This is a genomic window from Chitiniphilus purpureus, from assembly GCF_025642115.1.
Classification (GTDB): Bacteria; Pseudomonadota; Gammaproteobacteria; order Burkholderiales; family Chitinibacteraceae; genus Chitiniphilus; species Chitiniphilus purpureus.
The window spans coordinates 3,959,950-3,978,816 of sequence record NZ_CP106753.1; the positions used below are offsets into that span (position 1 = coordinate 3,959,950).

The window sequence follows — 18,867 nt, forward strand, 5'->3', positions numbered from 1 at the left end:
CGTCCTCAGGAGATACGCTCGATCTGGGCACCGACACCGGAGAGCTTCTGCTCGATGTGTTCGTACCCACGATCCAGGTGGTAGATCCGGTCGATGACCGTCTCGCCTTCGGCGACCAACCCGGCAATCACCAACGATGCCGAAGCACGCAGATCGGTGGCCATCACCGTCGCGCCGGAAAGCCGGGAGACGCCGCGCACCACGGCGGTATTGCCTTCGGTGGCGATGTCCGCGCCCATGCGCACCAGTTCCGGCGCGTGCATGAACCGGTTTTCGAAGATGGTTTCGGTGATGACCCCGGTGCCTTCGGCCACCGTGTTCACCGTCATGAACTGCGCCTGCATGTCGGTCGGGAACGCGGGATAGGGCAGCGTGCGCACGTTCACCGCCTTGGGACGGCGCTGCATGTCGATGGCGATCCAATCGTCGCCCGCCTCAAGGTAGGCGCCGGCCTCGCGCAGCTTGTCCAGCACCGCATCGAGCAGATGCGCACGGGTATTGCGCAGCACGATGCGGCCACGGGCGGCCGCAGCCGCACACAGGAAGGTGCCGGTTTCGATCCGGTCCGGCACGATGGCATGGGTGGCGCCGTGCAACGACCTGACCCCTTCGACGGTGATCCGGTCGGTGCCGTGGCCGCTGATCCTGGCGCCCATGCTGATCAGGCATTCAGCGAGATCGACCACCTCGGGCTCGCGCGCGGCGTTTTCGATGGTGGTGACGCCATCGGCGAGCACCGCGGCCATCAACAGATTCTCGGTGCCGGTGACGGTCACCATGTCGGTGACGATGCGGGCACCGCGCAGCTTGCCCCTGGCCTTCACGTAACCCTGCTCGATCACGATCTCGGCGCCCATCGCCTGCAGCCCCTTGATATGCTGGTCCACCGGCCGCGCCCCGATCGCACAACCGCCGGGCAGGCTCACCTGCGCTTCGCCAAAGCGTGCGAGTGTCGGCCCGAGCACCAGGATGGATGCGCGCATGGTCTTCACCAGATCGTAGGGCGCGACGACGCTGGTGATCTGATTGGCGGTGAGTTCGAACTCGTGCACGTTGTCGGTCATGACCCGCACGCCCATCCCCTGCAGCAGCTTCTGCGTGGTCAGCACATCGCGCAGCTGCGGGACATTGGTCAGACGCAGCGTATCGGCGGTCAGCAGCCCGGCGCACAGGATGGGCAATGCCGCGTTCTTGGCTCCGGAGACCGTGATTTCACCGTTGAGCGGCGAACCGCCTTTGATTTTGAGCTTATCCATCGGAGTTTTCTTTCGAAACGAAAAGGCCCGCGTCGGATGCCGTCGCGGGCTGGCACGCAATTATGGCGCGTTGCACGGGCTTCGTGTTGCGGGAAGTCAGAGATATTTGGCCGCAAGCCAGACCAGGAGCGCGATGACCCAGGGCAGATTGGCAAGCGCGGCAAGCCTGGCGGCGCTACGCCCATTCTGCGGCGATCGCGCGGCTTCGCGGGCCGCCGCGATTTTGGCGCGCTCGGCCTCGATCGCCTCGAGCCCGAAGCGGGAGGACTCGCTCATTGCGCGACTTCCGCGGGCGTTTTGGTCGCACGCAGTGACAGCGCGTGCAGCTCGCCCGAATCGAGCTTGGCCTTGAGCCTTTCCTTGACCAGACGATGACGGTCCAGGAGCTTGAGCCCGTCGAAGGCCGTGGAAACGATGCTGGCATAGAAATGATGACCGTCACCTTCGACGTCCACCTGGGTACAGGGCAGCGCCGCTTCGATCAGCGCCTTCAATTCGTTCGGATGCATAAGCGGATCAATGCCTTATCTTGAAGCCGGATCTTATCAGCCAGTAGGCCAGTGCAGCCAGGGCAAGAAAGAACCCGGAAACCACGGCAAGCGCAAACCACGGCGAGACGTCACCGACGCCGAAGAAACCGTAGCGAAAACCGTCGATCATGTAGAACACCGGATTCCAGTGCGAAACGGCCTGCCAGAACGGCGGCAGGCTGTGGATGGAGTAGAACACCCCGGACAGGAAGGTGAGCGGCATGATGAGGAAGTTCTGGAACGCCGCGAGCTGGTCGAACTTCTCGGCCCAGATCCCTGCGATCACTCCCAGCACCGCCATCACCGCGCACCCCAACAACGCAAACGCGGCCACCCACAACGGATGGACCAGCTCGGGCACCGCAAACCACAGCGTCACCGCCAGCACCCCCAGCCCCACCACCAGGCCGCGGACCACGGCAGCAAGCACGTAGGCGGCGAAAAACTCGAAATGCGACAACGGCGGCAGCAGGATGAACACCAGATTGCCGGTGATCTTGGACTGGATCAGGCTGGAGCTGGTGTTGGAGAACGCATTCTGCAGCATGCTCATCATCGCCAGACCCGGAATCAGGAAGGCGGTATAGCGCACGCCCGGGTAGGGCTCCACATGCGCGTCGAGCACATGGGCGAAGATCAGAAGGTACAACAGGCCGGTCAGCACCGGCGCGGCCACGGTCTGGAAGGCAACCTTCCAGAAGCGCAGCAACTCCTTGTAGAACAACGTACGAAAGCCGGTCATGATCTCGAAGCGATGGTTTTGACAAAACGCTGGCCGGTGCTGGCATAGCCCCGATGGCGATAGAAATCCTGGGCTTCCTGCCGCTGCGCACCGGCGTTGAGCATCATCACGCCGGCACCGCGCTCGGCCGCCCACTGCTCGGCCAGATCCAGCAGCGCGCTGCCCAGTCCGCGCTGGCGCAGCGGCTCGTCGACCACCAGCGCCACGATGCGCACATAGGCGCCGTCCTTTTCGATATACCAACCGAGCGACGTCGCCACCATGCCGACAATACGCCCGTCCAGGTCGGCCACGAAGCAACCGTAGCCACCGGCACGCTCCAGGTTGGCCAGGCGGATGGCCACCGCCTCCTCGTCGCTGGGATACCCCAGCTGCGCCAACAGCGCGGCGATCCCGGCGGCATCCTGTTCGGTTGCGGCGCGCAGGATCGGCATCTTCAGTCCATGCGCCCCTGGCGCATCATATCGACGAAGATATCCTCCAGGTCGGGCTTGTCGACCTCGATATCGCGCACACGGATGCCGTCTGCCTGCAGCGCCGCCAGCACACCGGCAAGCGCATCGGGACCGGACAGCTTGAGCGCATAGCCCTCGTCGCGCTCGGCGGTGAGCAGGGGCGCCAGCGCGGCAGGCAGACGCGCGGGCTCCAGCCGTAGGAACAGACTGCGTGCCTTGTCGCGCTTCATCAGCGCGTGCTTGTCCTCCAGCGCCAGCAACCGGCCTTCCTTGAGCATGGCGATGCGGTTGCACAGCTCCTCTGCTTCTTCGAGGTAATGCGTCGTCAGCACGATGGTATGCCCCGCTTCATTGAGCCTGCGGATGAAGGCCCACAACGTCTGACGCAGTTCGACGTCAACGCCGGCGGTGGGTTCGTCCAGCACGATCACCGGCGGCCTGTGCACCAGCGCCTGCGCCACCATCACCCGCCGCTTCATGCCGCCGGACAACGCGCGCATATTGCTGTCGGCCTTGGCACTCAGACCCAGGCTTGCCAGGATCTCGTCGATCCAGTCGTCGTTGTGCCTGATCCCAAAATAACCCGACTGGAAACGCAGCGTTTCGCGCACCGTGAAAAACGGATCGAACACCAGCTCCTGCGGCACGATGCCGACCGCGCGGCGCGCGGCGCGGTAATCCCGGACCACGTCGTGCCCCATCACCGTCACCCGCCCGGCATCGGCATGCGCCAACCCGCCCAGGATGGAGATCAGCGTGGTCTTGCCAGCGCCGTTGGGGCCGAGCAATGCGAAGAAATCGCCAGGCTCGACACAGAAACTCACGCCCGAGAGCGCCTGCAGCGCCCCATAGCGCTTGAAGACATCGTCAAAGACGATGGCGCTCACGGCATCACCGCGCCGCTGGCCACGACGGCCGCCGGTTCGGAAGCCGGTGTTGCCGCAGGCGTGGAGGCGTCCTGTGGCGTGGGGCCGGGATCGAAATAGTCCTCCTCGCCCTCGGACCCCATCGGCAACGGATGCGGCGGATGGCCGTCGTGGATACGGTTCCAGCGCCGTTGCAGATAGGCATCGCGCACGTAGGCGTACTCATCCGGCTGCACTTCGAGCAGCTTGTCGACCGGCAGCAGCTGCGCGCGGCGGTCCAACACATAGAACGTGTAGTAGCCGACATCCCAGGCAGTGCTGTCGATGAAGTCCAGCGGCGCGATCAGCGCACGCGCCACCGGTTCGGCGCTGTCGCGCACCGTCAATGGTCCGTAGAACGGCAGGATCAGATAGGCCCCGCTCGGCACGCCATAGAATCCGAGCACCTGCCCGAAGTCCTCCTCGCCTTTCTTCATCCCCAACGGCGTGCCCCAATCGATCAGACCGGCAAGGCCCGCCGTGGTATTGACCAGCACCCGGCTGCCGCTGTGCACCGCATCGGTCCCCTTGAACTGCAACAGGGCGGCGAGCGTGGAAAAAAGGTCGTCGAGGTTGCCGAAGAAGTTGCGCACGCCGGTCTGCACCGGCTGCGGGGCATGCCGTACATAGGCTTCGGTGGTGGGCTTGAGCACCGCGCGATCGATCGCCTTGTTGAAGGCATAGGTCTTGCGGTTGACCGGTTCGAGCGGGTCGTAATAATTCTGTGGCGTGGCGCAACCGGCCAGCAGCACGGTCAGCACGAGCGCGAGGCTGCTGCGCTTCATAGGGATTCCCGGGCAAAGGGCAACAGGTCGGTCACACCGTAAAGACGTGCCAGCTGCAGCAGGCCGCCGGGTGCGCCGACGACGGACAGACGCGTACCGCCGGCCAGCGCACGTCGCTGCCAGGCGAGCAACAACGCCAGCGCCGCGGAGTCGGCGCGGGTGACGCCGGATAGGTCCAGCGTCAGCGCCTCGCCGGCGACCCGCAGCTCGTCGAGCCGCCGCGCAGCATGCGCCAGGGTCAATTCACCGCTCAGCGCCACACTGTTCACTTGGACGTCGTCCCGCTCTTGAGTGCGCTGTTGCGCTCGGACAGGAGCCTGATCAGACCATCGATGCCGTCCTTGCGGATCACGGCGCTGAACTGATTGCGGTTGTTGACGATGAAGCTGATGCCGTCCACCGAGATATCGAACACCTTCCAGCCCTGGCCGGTCTTCTCGAAGCTGAAATCGACAGGGATCGGCTTCTGCCCAGGCAACGACACCTCGGTCCGCACGCTCTGCTCATCCGGCAACGACCCGGGGCGCGCGCCCTTCACTTCCACCTGTGCGTTCTTGTACACCGTGAGCGCGGACAGATAGGTGCGTACCAGCATGGTGCGGAATTCCCGGGTCAGCGCCTGCTGCTGCTCAGGCGTCGCGGTGCGCCAGTGCCGGCCGACAGCGAGCGCCGTCATCCGGGTGTAGTCGGCCAACGGGGCCACGCGCAGATCGACGAGGTCGCGCACCTTGAGCGGATCTTTCTCGTTGGACTTGATGATGCCCAGTACATCATCGCTGACCTTGCGCACGATCTGTTCGGGGGGATCGGCAGGTGCCGCCAACGCCGACAAGGGCATCAACGCAAGGCACAGCCACGCGATGAATCGTTTCATTGAGATTGCTCCGTATTCGTTTGTTCGCCAGCCGTTTCCGCCTTCGAGAACAGGAAGCGGCTGATCAATTGCTCAAGCACGATGGCCGACGATGTGATTGCGATGCGCCCGCCCGCATCCAGTTCCTTGTCGTCCGCACCGGGTTCCAGTCCGATGTACTGCTCGCCCAGCAATCCGGAGGTGAGGATCTGGGCGCTGCTGTCACGGCTGAAGCGATAGCGGCTGTCCAACGCAAGCGTCACCCGCGCCACGTACAGCTTCGGGTCGAGCTCGATCTGCGTCACCCGTCCGACCACCACGCCCGCGCTCTTGACCGGGGCACGTGGCTTCAGGCCGCCGATGTTTTCGAACTCCGCGGTCACCTCGTAGGTGCTGGACGCCGGCAGGACGCTGTCGTTGCTGACCTTGAGCGCGAGGAACAGCAGCGCCGCTGCGCCGGCCAGCGCGAACAGGCCCACCCAGAGGTCGATCATTCTACGTTGCATGATTTGTATTCCAAGTGAATCCTCACGCTCCACGGAACATGAAGGCGGTCAGGACGAAATCCAATGCCAGGATCACCAGTGCGCTGGTCACCACGGTGCGGGTGGTGGCGCGCGAGACACCCTCGGCGGTCGGAGTCGCGTCATAGCCTTCGAACACCGCGATCAGGCTGACCGCAAGGCCGAAGAAGGCACTCTTGATCACGCCATTGAGCACATCCGAGCGAAAATCGACTGCGCTTTGCATCTGCGACCAGAAGCTGCCGGCATCGAGCCCCAGGAGCTGCACCCCGATCAGATAGCCGCCGAATATCCCCATCGCGCTGAACAGCGCCGCCAGCAGCGGCATCGAGATCACCCCGCCCCAGAATCGGGGTGCAACCACCCGGGCGAGCGGGTTGACCGCCATCATCTCCATCGCCGCCAGCTGCTCGGTCGTTTTCATCAGCCCGATCTCGGCAGTGATGGCACTGCCGGCACGGCTGGCGAACAGCAACGCGGCAACCACCGGGCCCAGTTCACGCACCAGCGACAGGGCCACCAGGATGCCCAGCGACGAGGAGGCGCCGAAGCGCACCAGCGTGTCGTAGCCCTGCAGTGCCAGCACCATGCCGACGAACAGGCCGGAGACGACGATGATCAGCACCGACAGCACGCCGGCAAACCAGATCTCGCGCAGGATCAGGCCAAAGCGCAGCCAGGCGGCCGGCGAATGCCGCAGCAATGCAATGAAGAAGCGGCAGGCAAATCCCAGCTTGATCAGCATGTCGGTCAACGGCGCGCCGATCCGCCGCACCCCGTTGGCCAGGACCTGCAGATAGTCAGCCATGCGCCGCCCCCAGCCCCAACTGCTCGGCATAGGGCGGGGCCGGCTTGTGGAACGCCACCGGACCATCCTTGTGACCATTGATGAACTGACGAACGAAGGGATGATCGGAGGCACGCACTTCGTCGGGCGAACCCTCAGCGATCACGCGGCCGTCGGCCAGGAAATAGACACGGTCGACGATGGCGAGCGATTCGGCGACGTCATGCGTGACCACGATCGAGGCCGCGCCCAATGCATCGTTCAGCTCGCGGATCAGCGAACCGATGGTGGTCAGGGAGATCGGATCCAATCCGGTAAACGGTTCGTCGTACAGCATCAGCAAGGGATCGAGCGCGATCGCCCGGGCGAGCGCCACGCGCCGCGCCATGCCGCCGGACAACTCGGCCGGCATCAGCGTCGCCGCCCCGCGCAACCCCACCGCCTGCAGCTTCATCAACACCAGATCACGGATCAGCACCTCAGGCAGATCGGTACGCTCGCGCAAAGGGAAGGCGACGTTGTCGAACACGGACAGATCGGTGAACAGCGCACCGAACTGGAACAGCATGCCCATTTTCTTACGCCGCTCGTACAAGGCGCGCTCATCCAGTCCGTCCAGCACCTCACCGTCGAACTCAACGCCGCCGGCTCCGGCCCGCAACTGACCACCGATCAGGCGCAGCAGCGTGGTCTTACCCGAGCCCGAGCCCCCCATGATGGCAACCACCTGCCCTGGCATCACCGTCAGCGAAACCTCGCGCAACACCACGGCTTCGCCATAGGCGAAATGGACGCGATCGAAGCGGACCAAGGGTTTAGCCATCTTTAGACTGGGGAGTACAAACCGGCATTTTAGGAGTTTGGCGGCCCGCTCGCTAGTGCAACGCAGCACAAATCCATGCAGGACAAGCAGAGGCAATGTCTGCCGTTCGTCAACTCCCCCACACAAAACATGACAAATGACTATACCAACCAAATCACAAACTTACTCATGACAAAATTTTATTTAACAATATGCGCAAGAATACATTTTTCAAAACCGGGCGCGCTGCTGGTTGGCGATATTGGCCTGGAGAGGCTCCCCAAACCAGGCTGATGGTACTGGGCGCGTTGCTGCTGGCAGGGTGCGGTACCCCTGCCAGCCCCGAAGCCAGCGCCGTACGGCATATCGTCGCCGCACCGCCCGGCATGACCACCGCGATCCCCAAGCCGCTGCAGGCCTTACCGCCACTGGCACAGCCGACACCAGCGCCCCCTTCGGCCCGCTATACCGTTCTTGCCGAGCGCCTTCCCGTCAACACGCTGCTGTTCGCCCTGGCGCGTGACGCCAAAGTCAATCTGGATGTGCATCCCCAATTGACCGGGCCGGTGACGTTGAGTGCGATCGACCAGACGCTGCCGCAGATTCTAGAAAGGATTTCACAGCAAGTGGCACTGCGCTGGTCACTTGAGCAGGGGGTGCTGAGTGTGATTCCTGACACCGCCTATCCCAGGATCTACCGCCTCGACTACCTCAATCTGAGCCGCGATATGAAATCCAGCGCCACGCTGGCCAACTCGGTCGCCGGCACCGGCAGTGCCCGCCGACAGGCCGGCAGCCAGCCGGGCAGCGGCAATGCATCGAGTGCACGGCTGGACAGCATCAGCGAGCATCGTTTCTGGCAGCGGCTGCACGCCAACTTGCAAGCCCTGGCCGATGCAGTGCCGACGGCAGCGGCGCCGGCTGCCAATGCCGCATCCACCCCCGACACCCGGCATGGCACCGCACTGGGCGGCAACTGGGTCGTCATCCACCCGGAAACCGGCACCATCACCGTGCGTGCGTCGGAACGGGTGCAACGGCGCGTGGCGGACTACCTCGCCGCGATCCAGGCGGGTGCGCAGCGGCAGGTGATGATCGAGGCCACCATCGTCGAGGTGACGCTATCGGATGCCTATCAGGCCGGCGTCGACTGGAGCCGGTTGGCCAGTGGTGCCGCAGGTCTGAGCTTCAGTACCGCCTTCACCGGGCAGAACCTCGCCCAGCCGCCGTTGAGCGTGCTGAGCTACACCGACATCGACGGCCTGTTGGGCGGCACCTTCAGCCTGACGGTGCGACTCCTGGAACAGTTCGGCCGCACCCGGGTGCTCTCCAGCCCACGGGTGATGGCGCTCAACAACCAGGCCGCATTGATGAAGGTGGTGGAAGAACAGGTCTATTTCACGCTCGAGATCAATGAGGACAAGAACAGCGAGGGTGACATCACCAATCGCAGCTACGCCAGTACGCTGCACACGGTGCCGGTGGGGCTGGTACTGCAGGTGATCCCGCAGATCTCGGCCGCCGGCGACATCCTGCTGAACGTGCGGCCCACCATCACCAATATCAGCGGCTATGTCGAAGACCCAGCCGTCTCCATCGTCGCCGCGGTGGACAAGCTGCCGGTGAAGAGCCTGGTACCGGTGCTGCAGGTGCGCGAGTTCGATTCCACGCTGCGCGTGGGCAATGGCCAGACCACGGTCCTCGGTGGGCTGATCCAGGACAGTCTGGACACGCGCCGCAGCGGGCTGCCAGGTGTTTCGCGCTGGCCTGGCGCCGGGGAACTGTTTGGCTATCGCGATGGCAAGGCCAGCAAGATCGAACTGGTGGTCTTCCTGCGTCCAAGGCTGGTCCATACCGCCGATGTGGCCGCAGGTGACCTTGCCGCCTACCGGGGCCTGCTGCCGTCCTCCGACTTTTTCGCCACGCCATCACATGGGGCAGCACGGGAGGATCGCCCATGAAAGGCGTTGCGATGCTGGGGCGGTATCTCGGCTTGAAAACGGCTCGCCGGCCCGCATCGGGGCCCAGCCTGGCAGCAGCGCCGATGCGCTTGGTGCACTCATTCGGGGGTGCGCTCTGCGGGCTGGTGGCCGGTCTGCTCGGCGGCGCCTACCTCGCCGGGTGGCTTGCCACCCCGCAATATGCCGTGGGCGTCGGTACGCCGATCAGACCGGAGGCTGAAGCGGTTGTCGCAGCCGCAAGCGCTCCGGCATCCGCTGCCGGGCTGCAGGCAAGCTCCATGCACGCAAGCTCCATTCATGCAATGGACGACACGCCGGTACCACAGGCGGCCTTTGCAGCTGCCGGGGCACCGGTGCCGCAAGCAGTGCGTGCGAGTGGCGCCGCCCTCATCACCGTATCGCGTAGTGCCGAACGCCCCGCACTCTCCCCGAGCCTGGCGGCAGCCTGGCAAGCCTATCGCGAGGGCGAGCTGGCGCAGGCCGGACAACACTATCAGCAAGCGCTTGCCGAAGACCCCCACAACCGCGATGCGCTGCTGGGCCTTGCCCACTTGGCACAGGCTGGCGGTGACATGCAAGGCGCCGTGCTGTTCTACCAGCGCCTGCTGGCGCTCAATGCGGGCGATGCACACGCCCTGGCCGGACTTGCGCAGTTGCTACCGGCCGCCGACGCGCAATGGGGGGCACTGCAGCAGCAGGCCCGGCGCAATCCCGCTGTTGCGTTTGCGCTGGGCAACCGGCTCGCCGCCGATCAACGCTGGTCCCAGGCAGCTGCCCACTATGCGACGGCACTGCACCAGGATGCCGAACAGCCCGACTACGCCTACAACTTGGCTGTCAGCCTGGACATGCAGCAGCAACCTGCCGCAGCCGCACAGTACTACCGGCAGGCATTGCATCTGGCCGGACAACATCCTGCCCGGTTCGACATCGCAACGGTGCGGTCCCGGTTGCTCGCCATCGAGGCCGCGCCATGAACAGCACTCTGGACATGTCGCTCGGTCAGGCACTGCTGCAACGGGGTTGCCTCAGCGCCGATCAGTTGCGGATCGCGCAGCAGGAACAGCGCCGGCTCGGCGGACGGTTGGCCGAGCGGCTGGCGACGCTGGGATTCGTCTCCGAGGCGCTGCTGCGTGATGCACTGGCCGAACGGCTGGGCGAACAAAGCGTGGCGCTTGCCGATGCGTATGCCGATCCCGCCGCGCTGGCGCTCCTTCCCAAGTCGCTCGCCCGTCAGCACCAGGTGCTGCCGCTCGCCTGGGACCAGGACAACTGCATCCTCACCCTGGCAATGGCCAATCCGGCCGATCTGTTGGCACTCGACCAGCTCCGACGGGCGCTGCCGCCGTGCCGGATCGCCACCCGGGTCGCAAGTGCCGCTGACGTGCAGCAAGCGATCGACCGCTGCTACGGCATCGACCTTTCGATCGACGGCATCCTTGAAGCGCTTGAGACCGGCGCCACGCAACCGGGCGATGGCGACGCAGGCAGCTACGGCGAACCGGTGGTCAGACTGATCGACGCCTTGCTCGGCGATGCGGTGGCACGCGGTGCGTCCGACCTGCATTTCGAACCCGAAGCGGGTTTCGTCCGCATCCGCTACCGGATCGACGGCGTGCTGCGGCAGGTCCGCGCGCTGCACCAGGCGCACTGGCCGGCGATGTCGGTCCGGCTCAAGGTGATGGCCGGCATGGACATCGCCGAAACCCGCGCACCGCAGGACGGGCGGCTCTCACGCTCGTTCGCAGGCCGGCATATCGATTTCCGGGCCGCGATCCAGCCCACCACCTGGGGCGAGAACCTGGTGCTGCGGATACTGGACCGGCACAGCACGCTGCTGCCGCTGGCGCAGCTTGGCTTTTCCAGCAGCAATCTCGCCGCGCTGCGCCGGTTGATCGCCCGGCCCGAGGGCCTGATCCTCGTCACCGGCCCGACCGGATCCGGCAAGACCACCACGCTGTATTCGATCCTGGGCGAACTCGATCGCGAAGCACTCAACATCATGACGCTGGAAGACCCGGTCGAGTATCCGCTGCCGCATATCCGGCAGACCTCGATCAACGAAGTGGCCAAGCTCGATTTCGCCAGCGGCATCCGCTCGCTGTTGCGCCAGGACCCGGACGTGATCCTGGTCGGCGAGATCCGTGACCGCGACACCGCCGAGATGGCGCTGCGCGCCGCCATGACCGGTCACCAGGTCTACGCCACGCTGCATGCCAATGGCGCACTCGGCGCCCTGCCGCGGCTGTTCGAGCTGGGCGTGCCGCCCGAGCTGCTGGCCGGCAACCTGCTCGGCATCGTGGCGCAGCGGCTGGTGCGGCGCCACTGCCCCGCCTGTCACGGCAGGGTGCCCGGCGACACGCCAGCGGCACCGTATGGCGATTGCCGATGCTGTGCAGGCTCTGGCTACCGTGGCCGCACCGTGATCGCCGAAGTGCTCAGCCTGGACGCCGCGTTCGACGAATTGCTGGCCCGGCGTGCCTCACCCTGCGCACTGCTGGAAGCAGCCCGGCAACGCGGCTTTGCCACCCTGCACGAAGACGCGCGCCGCCTGATCCATGACGGTGTGACCAGCAGCACCGAGATCGCACGCGTGATCGGCCCGGATTGGAGCGAATCATGAAGCGCTTCCGCTTTCGCGCAGTCGACGCGCAAGGCCGGCTCCACCATGGGTTGATGCGGGCTGCGCATTGCGGCGAGCTGGAAGCCGCGCTGGCGCGCGAGGGATTGCTGCTGATCCGCGCGCGGCGGGTCTGGTATGCGCCCTTGTCGTGGCGCAGGGCCGCACGGCGCGGCCTGGCCGCGCTGACCTTCCAGCTGGAGCAGCTGCTACGGGCTGGGATGCCGCTGTTGCAGGCACTGCACGCGCTGCGCGGGATGCAGGACGGCCCCCTGGCACAGGTGCTGACACAGCTGATCCAGGCACTGGAAGGCGGCAGGACATTCTCCGATGCCCTGGCCGGGGCGTCGGACGTGTTCGATCCGATCTATGTGGCATTGATCCGTGCCGGCGAAGCCGGTGGCAGGCTGCCGGAGACGTTGGCCGCACTCAGCGAGGCGCTGCGCTGGCAGGACGAGATGGCCGCCGAGACCCGCCGGCTGCTGGGCTATCCCTTGTTCGTGGCGACGCTGCTTGTCGCCGTGGCCGCTTTCCTGGTGCTCTGGCTGATTCCACAGCTGGAGGACTTCCTGCGGGCGCTGGGCCAGGCGCTGCCGCTTTCCACACGGTTGCTGCTCGGCCTGGCCCGGACACTGGAGTCGTCTGGTGCGGCGCTGCTGGCCACGCTCGTCGCCACCGTCGCCGCGCTCCGCTGGCTGCGGGGACGGCTGCCCGCCCTGCGCCTTGCCTGCGACGCGCTGTGCCTGCGGCTGCCCTTGCTCGGCCCGGTGGCGCACGGCATCGAGCTTGCACGTTTCACCCGCTGCCTGGCCGCGCTGTACGCCGCGGGCGTTCCGCTGCTGCCGGCGCTCGACCTGACCCGCGCGGTCGCCGCCAATGCGGTACTCGCGCTGGCACTGGAGCGGATCCGTCACGACATCGGGCAAGGGCGCAGTCTGAGCGCAAGCTTCGCCAGCGAAAAGGCATTCCCGCCGCTGCTGGTCAGCATGCTGCGCACCGGCGAGCAGACCGGGGCGCTGGACGATGCGCTGGTCGGTGCAGGCTACTTCTACCAGCGCGATGTGCGCCGCGGCGTGGCCCGCTTGCAGGCCATGATCGAACCGCTGTCGACCGTGGCACTGGGCCTGGTGCTGTTGTGGCTGATGAGCGCCGTGCTCGGGCCGGTGTTCGATTCGCTGGGCAGGCTGCGATGAGCCTGTCCACGCTGCTGCTGATGGATGACCACAGCATCACCTTGCTGCAATGGGTCAACGGTGCGTGGCACGACAGGCGCTTTGCCACCGACGCCGACGCGCTCGACAGCCTCATCACGACGCTGGTGTGCCATCGGTGGGATGTCGGCGTGTTGGTCGACCTGGACTGCGAATCAGTGGTGCATGAGCCCTTGCCACGCCTGTCATGGCTGGACCGGCGCGCGCTGTGCCGGCGCAAGGCAGCGCAGCACTGGCCGCAGACGGCGCACCGGCACATCGGTCCCTGCCGTCTCCATGCCGGACGGCACGTTGCGCTGCTGAGTGCGCTGATCCAGCCGGCACCACTCGATGCACTGCTCGACCGGCTCACCACGGCCGGCATCGCGATCAGCGGCGTCTGGTCCCTGCCATTGCTGATCAGTGCGCTGGTCACGGGCTGCCCCGCACATAGTCTGCTGTTCTGTGTGGGGCAGGACGGCAGGTTGCGGCAAAGCCATCTGGTCCACGGACAACTGCAGTTCTCCCGAAGGCTGCAGCGGGAGACCAGGCCGCCAGCCGATACAGCCGATGCGCTCGCCGCGGTGCTCGATGAGGAGACGCGGCTCGCGCAGCGGCATCTGGCCGGCACGGCGCAGTTGCCGTCCCGCGAAGCGCTGACCGTCGTGATACTGGGTACGGGCGAGGCAATGCCTGCCACGGCCGGTGCACTCAACCGCCACTGGGCATCCGACGGTGCACTGCATGCCGTTGCGCTGTCGCTGCCGGTCGGCGATGTGGCCGCCGCTGTGGCCGACCGGCTCCGGTTGCGCCCCCCGCCCAGCCACTACGGCACATCCCGGCAACTGCGGCGGGGCATGCTGCGCCGGCGTATCGCCACCATCAGGCTGATTGCCGCCTCCTTGCTGCTGGCCGCATCGCTGCAGGCCTGGCATCTGCAGCGCGCCGGCGCTGCACTGGCGCACGCAGCGGCCGGTCTTTCGGTCACCGTCGGGGATGTCAGGCGGCAAACCGCAGCGCTGCAACAGGGATTGCCGATTGGCCAGCCCGTGGCTGCATCGCAGCTGGCAGCGATCCGTACGCTGGACGCGCGCTACCTTGCACCCTGGCCCCGGCAACTGGCGGACATGCAGCGCTTGAGTCAGGCATTGCTGCGCTACCCGGCGCTGCAGATCGAACGCTATGGCTGGGAACACCAACTGCCTGCCGCAGCAGGCGAGCCACACCTGGTGCGCTGGACGTTGACCGGCACCGACCCGCAAGCGGCAAGTGGCGGCATCACGCTGGAGCACCTGGCGGACGAACTGGCACGCTGGCCGGGCGCCGCGCCGGGCATAACGCTGCAGCGCACCGGACAGGGCACGTTCACGCTGCACTGGACGACCCGGCCGGAGCAAGCGCGATGACACGCCACAGGGACGCGCTCACCTGCCTTGCCAGCGCACTCTACCTGCTGGCAGCCGTCGCGGTGTCCTGCTGGGCGCAGGCACACTACCGCCAGCAGCTTGCGCACTATGCACAGGCCCACCACGCCGCCGAATCCGCAGTGCAACAGCGGGACTTGCTGCACCAGGCGCAGACGACGTTGGCGACGTACGGCCCCCGGTTGCACAACCTGCGCGTCCAGGGCGTGTTCGATGCCGACCCGCCTGCCGCCCGGCAGGCCGCACTGTTGCAGCTGGGCAGATCGCTGCCAGCGCTGTCGCTGCACCAGCGGCTCGGCCCCCGGGCACCGCTGCCCTCTGCCGCCCCGGTTGGTGGTTTGCAACTCCATGCCGCGCCACTGACCCTGTCGTTCCGGCCACGGCACGAACCCGACTTCGCCCAAGTGCTGGAGCGCGTGCGGAACCTGCCGGGCTGGCAGGCCGAAACACGGTGCGAGTTGTCCCGCCCGGCCGCCCCCGGACCGTTGCACGCGGTCTGCAGCTGGTACTGGCTCGACCTCGCCCCTGCCAAGGAACCCACGTCATGACCCGCCACCTGCTGCTGCTATTGCTCAGTCCGGCCTGCTGCGCCGCCGACGGTTGGGGCCGGTTGTTCTACACCCCGCAGGAACGGGTCACGCTGGAACGGCCCGCAGTACCGCAGATGCAGGCGCAGTCCCGGCGCCTGGATGGCGAGGTGCGCCATGGCACGCGTCTGGTGCGTTTCGTCGATGGCCGGCCGGTGGGGTATGCGATGCCGTCGCAGATACGCGTCGGCGAACGATGGGCGGCACCGCAAGAGCCCGCTCGATGAGGCGCAGCCACCGGGGCGCCGCATTGCTGGCATTGCTGGCGCTGCTGATACTGGCCGGCACCGGCTGGTGGCTGGTCGCCCCTGCAGGGCAGCAGGTGGGTGCAGCAGCCCACGATGCCGCGGTGCTCGCCCAGGCCAAGGCGGCGTTGTTGGCCTGGAGCGCGTTGCATTGTCCAGCCGCCGCGACGGCGGGCGAAGCGTTGCGGGTACGCAGCGGCGAATTGCCCGTACCCGACCGGGATGCGCCGGGCGACGACGGCTTCGGCACCCAGGATGCGACCAGTCCCTCACTCGGGCGGCTGCCCTGGAAAACACTGGGGCTGCCGCCGCTGCGCGATGCCAGCGGCGAATACCTGTGGTATGCGCTCGCCGACCGCTACCGCGACAGCGGCACCGGTGCGCTGCCCCCGGTGTGCGACGAATCGCTGCCGCTCGCCGATCCGCATGGCCGTCCGATCGCGCCGTCACCGGGCGACTGCATCGTTGCAGTGGTGATGGCACCAGGCGCGCCGCTCCCCACCCAGTTGCGCAACGACACGCAGTCGGCGGCGCAATACCTGGAGCGGGACACGGTGGACGGCATCGTGTTCGACAATACCCGGCGGGGTGGACCCTTTCTGCAAGGCCCTCGCTGGCGCGGTGGACAACCGGTGCTCAACGACCGCATCGCCTGGATCAGCTGGCACGAGATCCGTCGTTCGGCTGCCGCGCTGCCATGCCGGGCAGGGCACTAGCCATGGCCCGCCGCATCCGTCCGCGGCCGCGTCAGCGCGGCACCTCGCTGGTGGAGCTGGCCGTGGTACTGCTGGTGATCGGCATCCTGCTCGGCGGCGCATTGGGACCGCTGCAGGCGCAGTGGCAGGCCATGCACGAACGGGAAACGCGCGTGTATCTGGACGCGGCCCGCGCCGCACTGCTCGGATTTCTGCTGCAGCACGGCCGCCTGCCCTGCCCGGCGCCAGCCGGAGCAACCGGCCCTGAAGCAGGTCATGAAGCGATCAGCGGTATGCATTGCCGCCATCCGGACGGGGCGTTGCCATGGCAGGCGCTCTCGCTGCCACGGCACGATGGCTGGGGGCGCCCGTTGCGCTATGCCGTCACACCCGGTTTTGCCGATCACGATTCCGCGACACCCGCCAACCTCCCGGGCTGCACCGTCGCCGGCCCCGGCGCGCGGGCGAGTTTCTCCTGGTGCACCACCGGGGCCCTCACGGTGCATGAAGCCGGCAGTGGCGCCGTGCTCGCGCCGAACGTCGCTGCGGTGCTGCTCTCGCATGGTGCCAATGGGGTGGTCGAAGACGCGGCCGGCGAGGCGGAAAACAACGACGGCGACACGCTTTTCGCCGCCGGGCCGCACGGCAGCGATGGCTTTGACGACCTGGTGAGCTGGCTGTCGCCCTACGCGCTGCATGAAGCACTGCTGCGGGCCGGCCGCCTGCCCTGACTTCCAACCCGCCCACCCAACCATGGAGTACACGCGATGTTTCTGCGATATACACGCCAGCAGGGTTTCACCCTGGTCGAACTTGCAACGGTCCTGGTCATCATCGGCCTGATCCTGGGTCTGGCCTTCAAGGGCAAGGACCTGGTCGACGGCGCCAAGGTCAAGAGTGCGCAGGCGGGCGCCAACAAGGTGCTGGCCGCGATGAATATCTACGCCGAGCGCTACGGCCGCTATCCGGGCGATGGCTGCAGCGCGGCCGAACCGCCCGGCGCAACCACGCCGGCCAACTGCAACGAGGCGCCCAATGGCAGCTACACCGCTGCCGAGGCCGCGCTGTTCATGCCGCTTCTGACCAACACACGCATCCTGTCGCACGCCGATGCCCGCACGCCGTTCGGCGCCAACTGGCAGGCCGGCGTAGGGCAGGCGGGCACGCAGACCCAGGCCAACGCGCTCTACCTCACCGCCGGCGCCGCCGCGCAGGTCGACCTGCGCTACGTCTGCGCAATGGACATGCAATACGACGATGGCGATCCGGCAGCCGGTAACATCCGCAGCGATGCCGGCAGCGGCGACGGGCCGGACCAGTACCGGGCCGGCGACGACTGCTGGAGCAACAAGACCAGTATGCAAAGCCTCAACATCCGGCTGCTGCCTTAGGGTGAATCGATCTTCCGGACATCCGAGGCATGGATCTGTGGGCCGGAGGGCTGCGCGAAACGCGGTGCAGCGAAGCGCCCCGCTTGCTGGAATCCGATGCGGCGGTCCGACTGGATACGCGGCGGCATGCGCCAGCGGTGACCACCGATGGATCGAGGACCCCGGCGGATCGCACACCTCCTGTTCACACCGGTCGGACCCTGGCCTCGCCGCGTCGACTGGCAAGGCATGTCGCGACCAGCGAGCAGCAGGCACCCTTGAGGGCTTCGCGCCGCGGATTGCGCTCAGGCGCTGCGATCGCTGCCAGCCAGCACCTCGCGCAGCAGCGGCACCGTGACCGGCCGCTGCCGCGACAATGCGTAGACATTGGCCCGCGCAAGCAATGCATTGAGTGTGGGCAGGTCGCGCGCGGCGTGGCGCAGCAGGTAGTCGGCGGCCTCATCGGCCAATTCGAACCCCAGCGACAGTGCGCGCCGGCGCAGGGCTGCGGCCTTGTCGGCATCGGACAGCGGCCGGAGCTGATACACCAGCCCCCAGCCCAGCCGGGTGGCCAGGTCATCGCGCAGCGGCAGCAGCATCGGCGGCAAGGCACCGGCGGCAAGCAGGCGCCCGCCACCCTCGCGCAGCGTGTTGTAGTGATCGAACAGGCGTATCTGCTGTGGGCCGGTCAGCTTGCCCACGTCGTCGACAATCAGCATGCCATCGGGTGCCAGGACATCGGGCAGCGGCTCCGGCGCCTGGATCACGCAGCCTGGACCACGCGCGGCCGCTGCGGCCAGCAGATAGGATTTGCCGACGCCGGGCTCGCCCCACAGATAGAGAAAACGGGGTTCGGGCGCCCCGGCCGCCCACTCGGCCAACATGAACAGCGGCTCGGCGTTGTCGCCGCGCACGAAACCCTCGAACGATGGCGGCGCAGGCAGCTGCAGATCGAGCACCAGCTGCTGCATCAGCGCATCCACCTTGCGCCATGGCCCGTCGGCATGCCGATGCCCCGACCACAGGCGGGCCGGTCGGGACGGGCAGACCGTGCACGACGGGTGATCAGGCGTTTCATCGAGGGATCGGGTAAACTACTGCGTTTTCAGTGAATTGCGGCGGCCATTCTAGCGGCA

The 18,867-nt window shown here is 66.6% G+C and carries 23 protein-coding genes; 10 read left to right on the forward strand and 13 right to left on the reverse strand.

All coding sequences use genetic code 11. From position 1 onward, the window contains the following. Window positions 1–5: 5 nt before the first annotated feature. The 12 genes from murA to N8I74_RS18335 all read right to left on the reverse strand — a co-directional run bounded on the left by murA (window position 6) and on the right by N8I74_RS18335 (window position 7,660). Window positions 6–1,256 (reverse strand): UDP-N-acetylglucosamine 1-carboxyvinyltransferase, encoded by a 1,251-nt coding sequence (gene murA, locus N8I74_RS18280; protein WP_263124638.1) that lies wholly within the window; start codon window positions 1,254–1,256, stop codon window positions 6–8. 96 nt (window positions 1,257–1,352) lie between these two features. Continuing rightward, entirely contained in the window at window positions 1,353–1,532 is a 180-nt protein-coding gene (locus tag N8I74_RS18285) for a hypothetical protein (protein WP_263124639.1), read from the reverse strand. After that, window positions 1,529–1,765, reverse strand: a complete 237-nt coding sequence (locus N8I74_RS18290; protein ID WP_263124640.1) for a BolA family protein — start codon at window positions 1,763–1,765, stop codon at window positions 1,529–1,531. Before N8I74_RS18290 ends, N8I74_RS18285 begins: the two co-directional genes overlap by 4 nt. A gap of 7 nt (window positions 1,766–1,772) precedes the next feature. After that, window positions 1,773–2,528: an ABC transporter permease gene (locus N8I74_RS18295; protein WP_263124641.1), complete on the reverse strand. Its 756-nt coding sequence runs from the start codon at window positions 2,526–2,528 to the stop codon at window positions 1,773–1,775. Next, a complete protein-coding gene (locus tag N8I74_RS18300; protein WP_263124643.1) occupies window positions 2,525–2,962 on the reverse strand; it encodes a GNAT family N-acetyltransferase in 438 nt (145 codons plus the stop codon). The genes N8I74_RS18295 and N8I74_RS18300 overlap by 4 nt, the downstream gene beginning before the upstream one ends. Window positions 2,963–2,964: 2 nt before the next feature. Continuing rightward, the gene (locus tag N8I74_RS18305) at window positions 2,965–3,870 is read right to left on the reverse strand and encodes an ABC transporter ATP-binding protein (protein WP_263124644.1); all 906 of its coding nucleotides are present in this window, start codon (window positions 3,868–3,870) and stop codon (window positions 2,965–2,967) included. Continuing rightward, window positions 3,867–4,673, reverse strand: coding sequence for an MlaA family lipoprotein (locus tag N8I74_RS18310; RefSeq protein WP_263124645.1), 807 nt, complete (start codon window positions 4,671–4,673; stop codon window positions 3,867–3,869). The genes N8I74_RS18305 and N8I74_RS18310 overlap by 4 nt, the downstream gene beginning before the upstream one ends. Further along, window positions 4,670–4,942: an STAS domain-containing protein gene (locus N8I74_RS18315; protein WP_263124646.1), complete on the reverse strand. Its 273-nt coding sequence runs from the start codon at window positions 4,940–4,942 to the stop codon at window positions 4,670–4,672. Before N8I74_RS18315 ends, N8I74_RS18310 begins: the two co-directional genes overlap by 4 nt. After that, window positions 4,939–5,547 carry an MlaC/ttg2D family ABC transporter substrate-binding protein gene (locus N8I74_RS18320; RefSeq protein ID WP_263124647.1) on the reverse strand — a complete coding sequence of 203 codons (609 nt, stop codon included), beginning with the start codon at window positions 5,545–5,547 and terminating at the stop codon, window positions 4,939–4,941. Before N8I74_RS18320 ends, N8I74_RS18315 begins: the two co-directional genes overlap by 4 nt. After that, entirely contained in the window at window positions 5,544–6,032 is a 489-nt protein-coding gene (gene mlaD, locus N8I74_RS18325; RefSeq protein ID WP_263124648.1) for an outer membrane lipid asymmetry maintenance protein MlaD, read from the reverse strand. Before mlaD ends, N8I74_RS18320 begins: the two co-directional genes overlap by 4 nt. 22 nt (window positions 6,033–6,054) lie before the next feature. After that, window positions 6,055–6,858 (reverse strand): lipid asymmetry maintenance ABC transporter permease subunit MlaE, encoded by an 804-nt coding sequence (gene mlaE, locus N8I74_RS18330; protein ID WP_263124650.1) that lies wholly within the window; start codon window positions 6,856–6,858, stop codon window positions 6,055–6,057. After that, entirely contained in the window at window positions 6,851–7,660 is an 810-nt protein-coding gene (locus N8I74_RS18335; protein WP_263124651.1) for an ABC transporter ATP-binding protein, read from the reverse strand. The genes mlaE and N8I74_RS18335 overlap by 8 nt, the downstream gene beginning before the upstream one ends. 272 nt (window positions 7,661–7,932) lie before the next feature. Between N8I74_RS18335 and N8I74_RS18340 the strand changes: the two genes are divergently transcribed. The 10 genes from N8I74_RS18340 to N8I74_RS18385 all read left to right on the forward strand — a co-directional run bounded on the left by N8I74_RS18340 (window position 7,933) and on the right by N8I74_RS18385 (window position 17,752). Continuing rightward, a complete protein-coding gene (locus N8I74_RS18340; RefSeq protein ID WP_263124652.1) occupies window positions 7,933–9,600 on the forward strand; it encodes a pilus (MSHA type) biogenesis protein MshL in 1,668 nt (555 codons plus the stop codon). A gap of 83 nt (window positions 9,601–9,683) precedes the next feature. Then, window positions 9,684–10,577 carry a tetratricopeptide repeat protein gene (locus N8I74_RS18345; RefSeq protein WP_263124653.1) on the forward strand — a complete coding sequence of 298 codons (894 nt, stop codon included), beginning with the start codon at window positions 9,684–9,686 and terminating at the stop codon, window positions 10,575–10,577. After that, window positions 10,574–12,223, forward strand: a complete 1,650-nt coding sequence (locus N8I74_RS18350; RefSeq protein WP_263124654.1) for a GspE/PulE family protein — start codon at window positions 10,574–10,576, stop codon at window positions 12,221–12,223. Before N8I74_RS18345 ends, N8I74_RS18350 begins: the two co-directional genes overlap by 4 nt. Next, window positions 12,220–13,413 carry a type II secretion system F family protein gene (locus N8I74_RS18355; RefSeq protein WP_263124655.1) on the forward strand — a complete coding sequence of 398 codons (1,194 nt, stop codon included), beginning with the start codon at window positions 12,220–12,222 and terminating at the stop codon, window positions 13,411–13,413. The genes N8I74_RS18350 and N8I74_RS18355 overlap by 4 nt, the downstream gene beginning before the upstream one ends. Beyond that, window positions 13,410–14,816 carry a hypothetical protein gene (locus N8I74_RS18360; protein WP_263124656.1) on the forward strand — a complete coding sequence of 469 codons (1,407 nt, stop codon included), beginning with the start codon at window positions 13,410–13,412 and terminating at the stop codon, window positions 14,814–14,816. The genes N8I74_RS18355 and N8I74_RS18360 overlap by 4 nt, the downstream gene beginning before the upstream one ends. Next, window positions 14,813–15,382 carry a hypothetical protein gene (locus N8I74_RS18365; RefSeq protein WP_263124657.1) on the forward strand — a complete coding sequence of 190 codons (570 nt, stop codon included), beginning with the start codon at window positions 14,813–14,815 and terminating at the stop codon, window positions 15,380–15,382. Before N8I74_RS18360 ends, N8I74_RS18365 begins: the two co-directional genes overlap by 4 nt. After that, a complete protein-coding gene (locus tag N8I74_RS18370) occupies window positions 15,379–15,648 on the forward strand; it encodes a hypothetical protein (protein ID WP_263124658.1) in 270 nt (89 codons plus the stop codon). The genes N8I74_RS18365 and N8I74_RS18370 overlap by 4 nt, the downstream gene beginning before the upstream one ends. Further along, window positions 15,645–16,382, forward strand: coding sequence for a hypothetical protein (locus N8I74_RS18375; RefSeq protein WP_263124659.1), 738 nt, complete (start codon window positions 15,645–15,647; stop codon window positions 16,380–16,382). Before N8I74_RS18370 ends, N8I74_RS18375 begins: the two co-directional genes overlap by 4 nt. A gap of 2 nt (window positions 16,383–16,384) precedes the next feature. Next, window positions 16,385–17,092, forward strand: coding sequence for a type II secretion system protein (locus N8I74_RS18380; protein ID WP_263124660.1), 708 nt, complete (start codon window positions 16,385–16,387; stop codon window positions 17,090–17,092). 36 nt (window positions 17,093–17,128) lie between these two features. Continuing rightward, a complete protein-coding gene (locus N8I74_RS18385) occupies window positions 17,129–17,752 on the forward strand; it encodes a type II secretion system protein (protein WP_263124661.1) in 624 nt (207 codons plus the stop codon). Window positions 17,753–18,036: 284 nt separating this feature from the next. Here N8I74_RS18385 and hda read toward each other — a convergent pair whose 3' ends face one another. Further along, the gene (hda, locus tag N8I74_RS18390; protein ID WP_263124662.1) at window positions 18,037–18,702 is read right to left on the reverse strand and encodes a DnaA regulatory inactivator Hda; all 666 of its coding nucleotides are present in this window, start codon (window positions 18,700–18,702) and stop codon (window positions 18,037–18,039) included. Between the last annotated feature and the right edge of the window lie 165 nt (window positions 18,703–18,867).

Excerpts from the sequence above, each read along its gene's own strand:
- N8I74_RS18360 (WP_263124656.1), top strand. The coding sequence starts at position 13,410 with ATGAGCCTGTCCACGCTGCTGCTGATGGATGACCACAGCATCACCTTG.
- N8I74_RS18295 (WP_263124641.1), bottom strand. The coding sequence starts at position 2,528 with ATGACCGGCTTTCGTACGTTGTTCTACAAGGAGTTGCTGCGCTTCTGG.
- N8I74_RS18375 (WP_263124659.1), top strand. The coding sequence starts at position 15,645 with ATGAGGCGCAGCCACCGGGGCGCCGCATTGCTGGCATTGCTGGCGCTG.
- N8I74_RS18300 (WP_263124643.1), bottom strand. The coding sequence starts at position 2,962 with ATGCCGATCCTGCGCGCCGCAACCGAACAGGATGCCGCCGGGATCGCC.
- N8I74_RS18340 (WP_263124652.1), top strand. The coding sequence starts at position 7,933 with ATGGTACTGGGCGCGTTGCTGCTGGCAGGGTGCGGTACCCCTGCCAGC.
- mlaE (WP_263124650.1), bottom strand. The coding sequence starts at position 6,858 with ATGGCTGACTATCTGCAGGTCCTGGCCAACGGGGTGCGGCGGATCGGC.
- N8I74_RS18285 (WP_263124639.1), bottom strand. The coding sequence starts at position 1,532 with ATGAGCGAGTCCTCCCGCTTCGGGCTCGAGGCGATCGAGGCCGAGCGC.
- mlaD (WP_263124648.1), bottom strand. The coding sequence starts at position 6,032 with ATGCAACGTAGAATGATCGACCTCTGGGTGGGCCTGTTCGCGCTGGCC.
- N8I74_RS18335 (WP_263124651.1), bottom strand. The coding sequence starts at position 7,660 with ATGGCTAAACCCTTGGTCCGCTTCGATCGCGTCCATTTCGCCTATGGC.
- N8I74_RS18320 (WP_263124647.1), bottom strand. The coding sequence starts at position 5,547 with ATGAAACGATTCATCGCGTGGCTGTGCCTTGCGTTGATGCCCTTGTCG.
- N8I74_RS18370 (WP_263124658.1), top strand. The coding sequence starts at position 15,379 with ATGACCCGCCACCTGCTGCTGCTATTGCTCAGTCCGGCCTGCTGCGCC.
- N8I74_RS18350 (WP_263124654.1), top strand. The coding sequence starts at position 10,574 with ATGAACAGCACTCTGGACATGTCGCTCGGTCAGGCACTGCTGCAACGG.
- N8I74_RS18345 (WP_263124653.1), top strand. The coding sequence starts at position 9,684 with ATGCGCTTGGTGCACTCATTCGGGGGTGCGCTCTGCGGGCTGGTGGCC.
- N8I74_RS18355 (WP_263124655.1), top strand. The coding sequence starts at position 12,220 with ATGAAGCGCTTCCGCTTTCGCGCAGTCGACGCGCAAGGCCGGCTCCAC.
- N8I74_RS18310 (WP_263124645.1), bottom strand. The coding sequence starts at position 4,673 with ATGAAGCGCAGCAGCCTCGCGCTCGTGCTGACCGTGCTGCTGGCCGGT.
- N8I74_RS18380 (WP_263124660.1), top strand. The coding sequence starts at position 16,385 with ATGGCCCGCCGCATCCGTCCGCGGCCGCGTCAGCGCGGCACCTCGCTG.
- N8I74_RS18385 (WP_263124661.1), top strand. The coding sequence starts at position 17,129 with ATGTTTCTGCGATATACACGCCAGCAGGGTTTCACCCTGGTCGAACTT.
- N8I74_RS18365 (WP_263124657.1), top strand. The coding sequence starts at position 14,813 with ATGACACGCCACAGGGACGCGCTCACCTGCCTTGCCAGCGCACTCTAC.
- N8I74_RS18290 (WP_263124640.1), bottom strand. The coding sequence starts at position 1,765 with ATGCATCCGAACGAATTGAAGGCGCTGATCGAAGCGGCGCTGCCCTGT.
- murA (WP_263124638.1), bottom strand. The coding sequence starts at position 1,256 with ATGGATAAGCTCAAAATCAAAGGCGGTTCGCCGCTCAACGGTGAAATC.
- hda (WP_263124662.1), bottom strand. The coding sequence starts at position 18,702 with ATGCAGCAGCTGGTGCTCGATCTGCAGCTGCCTGCGCCGCCATCGTTC.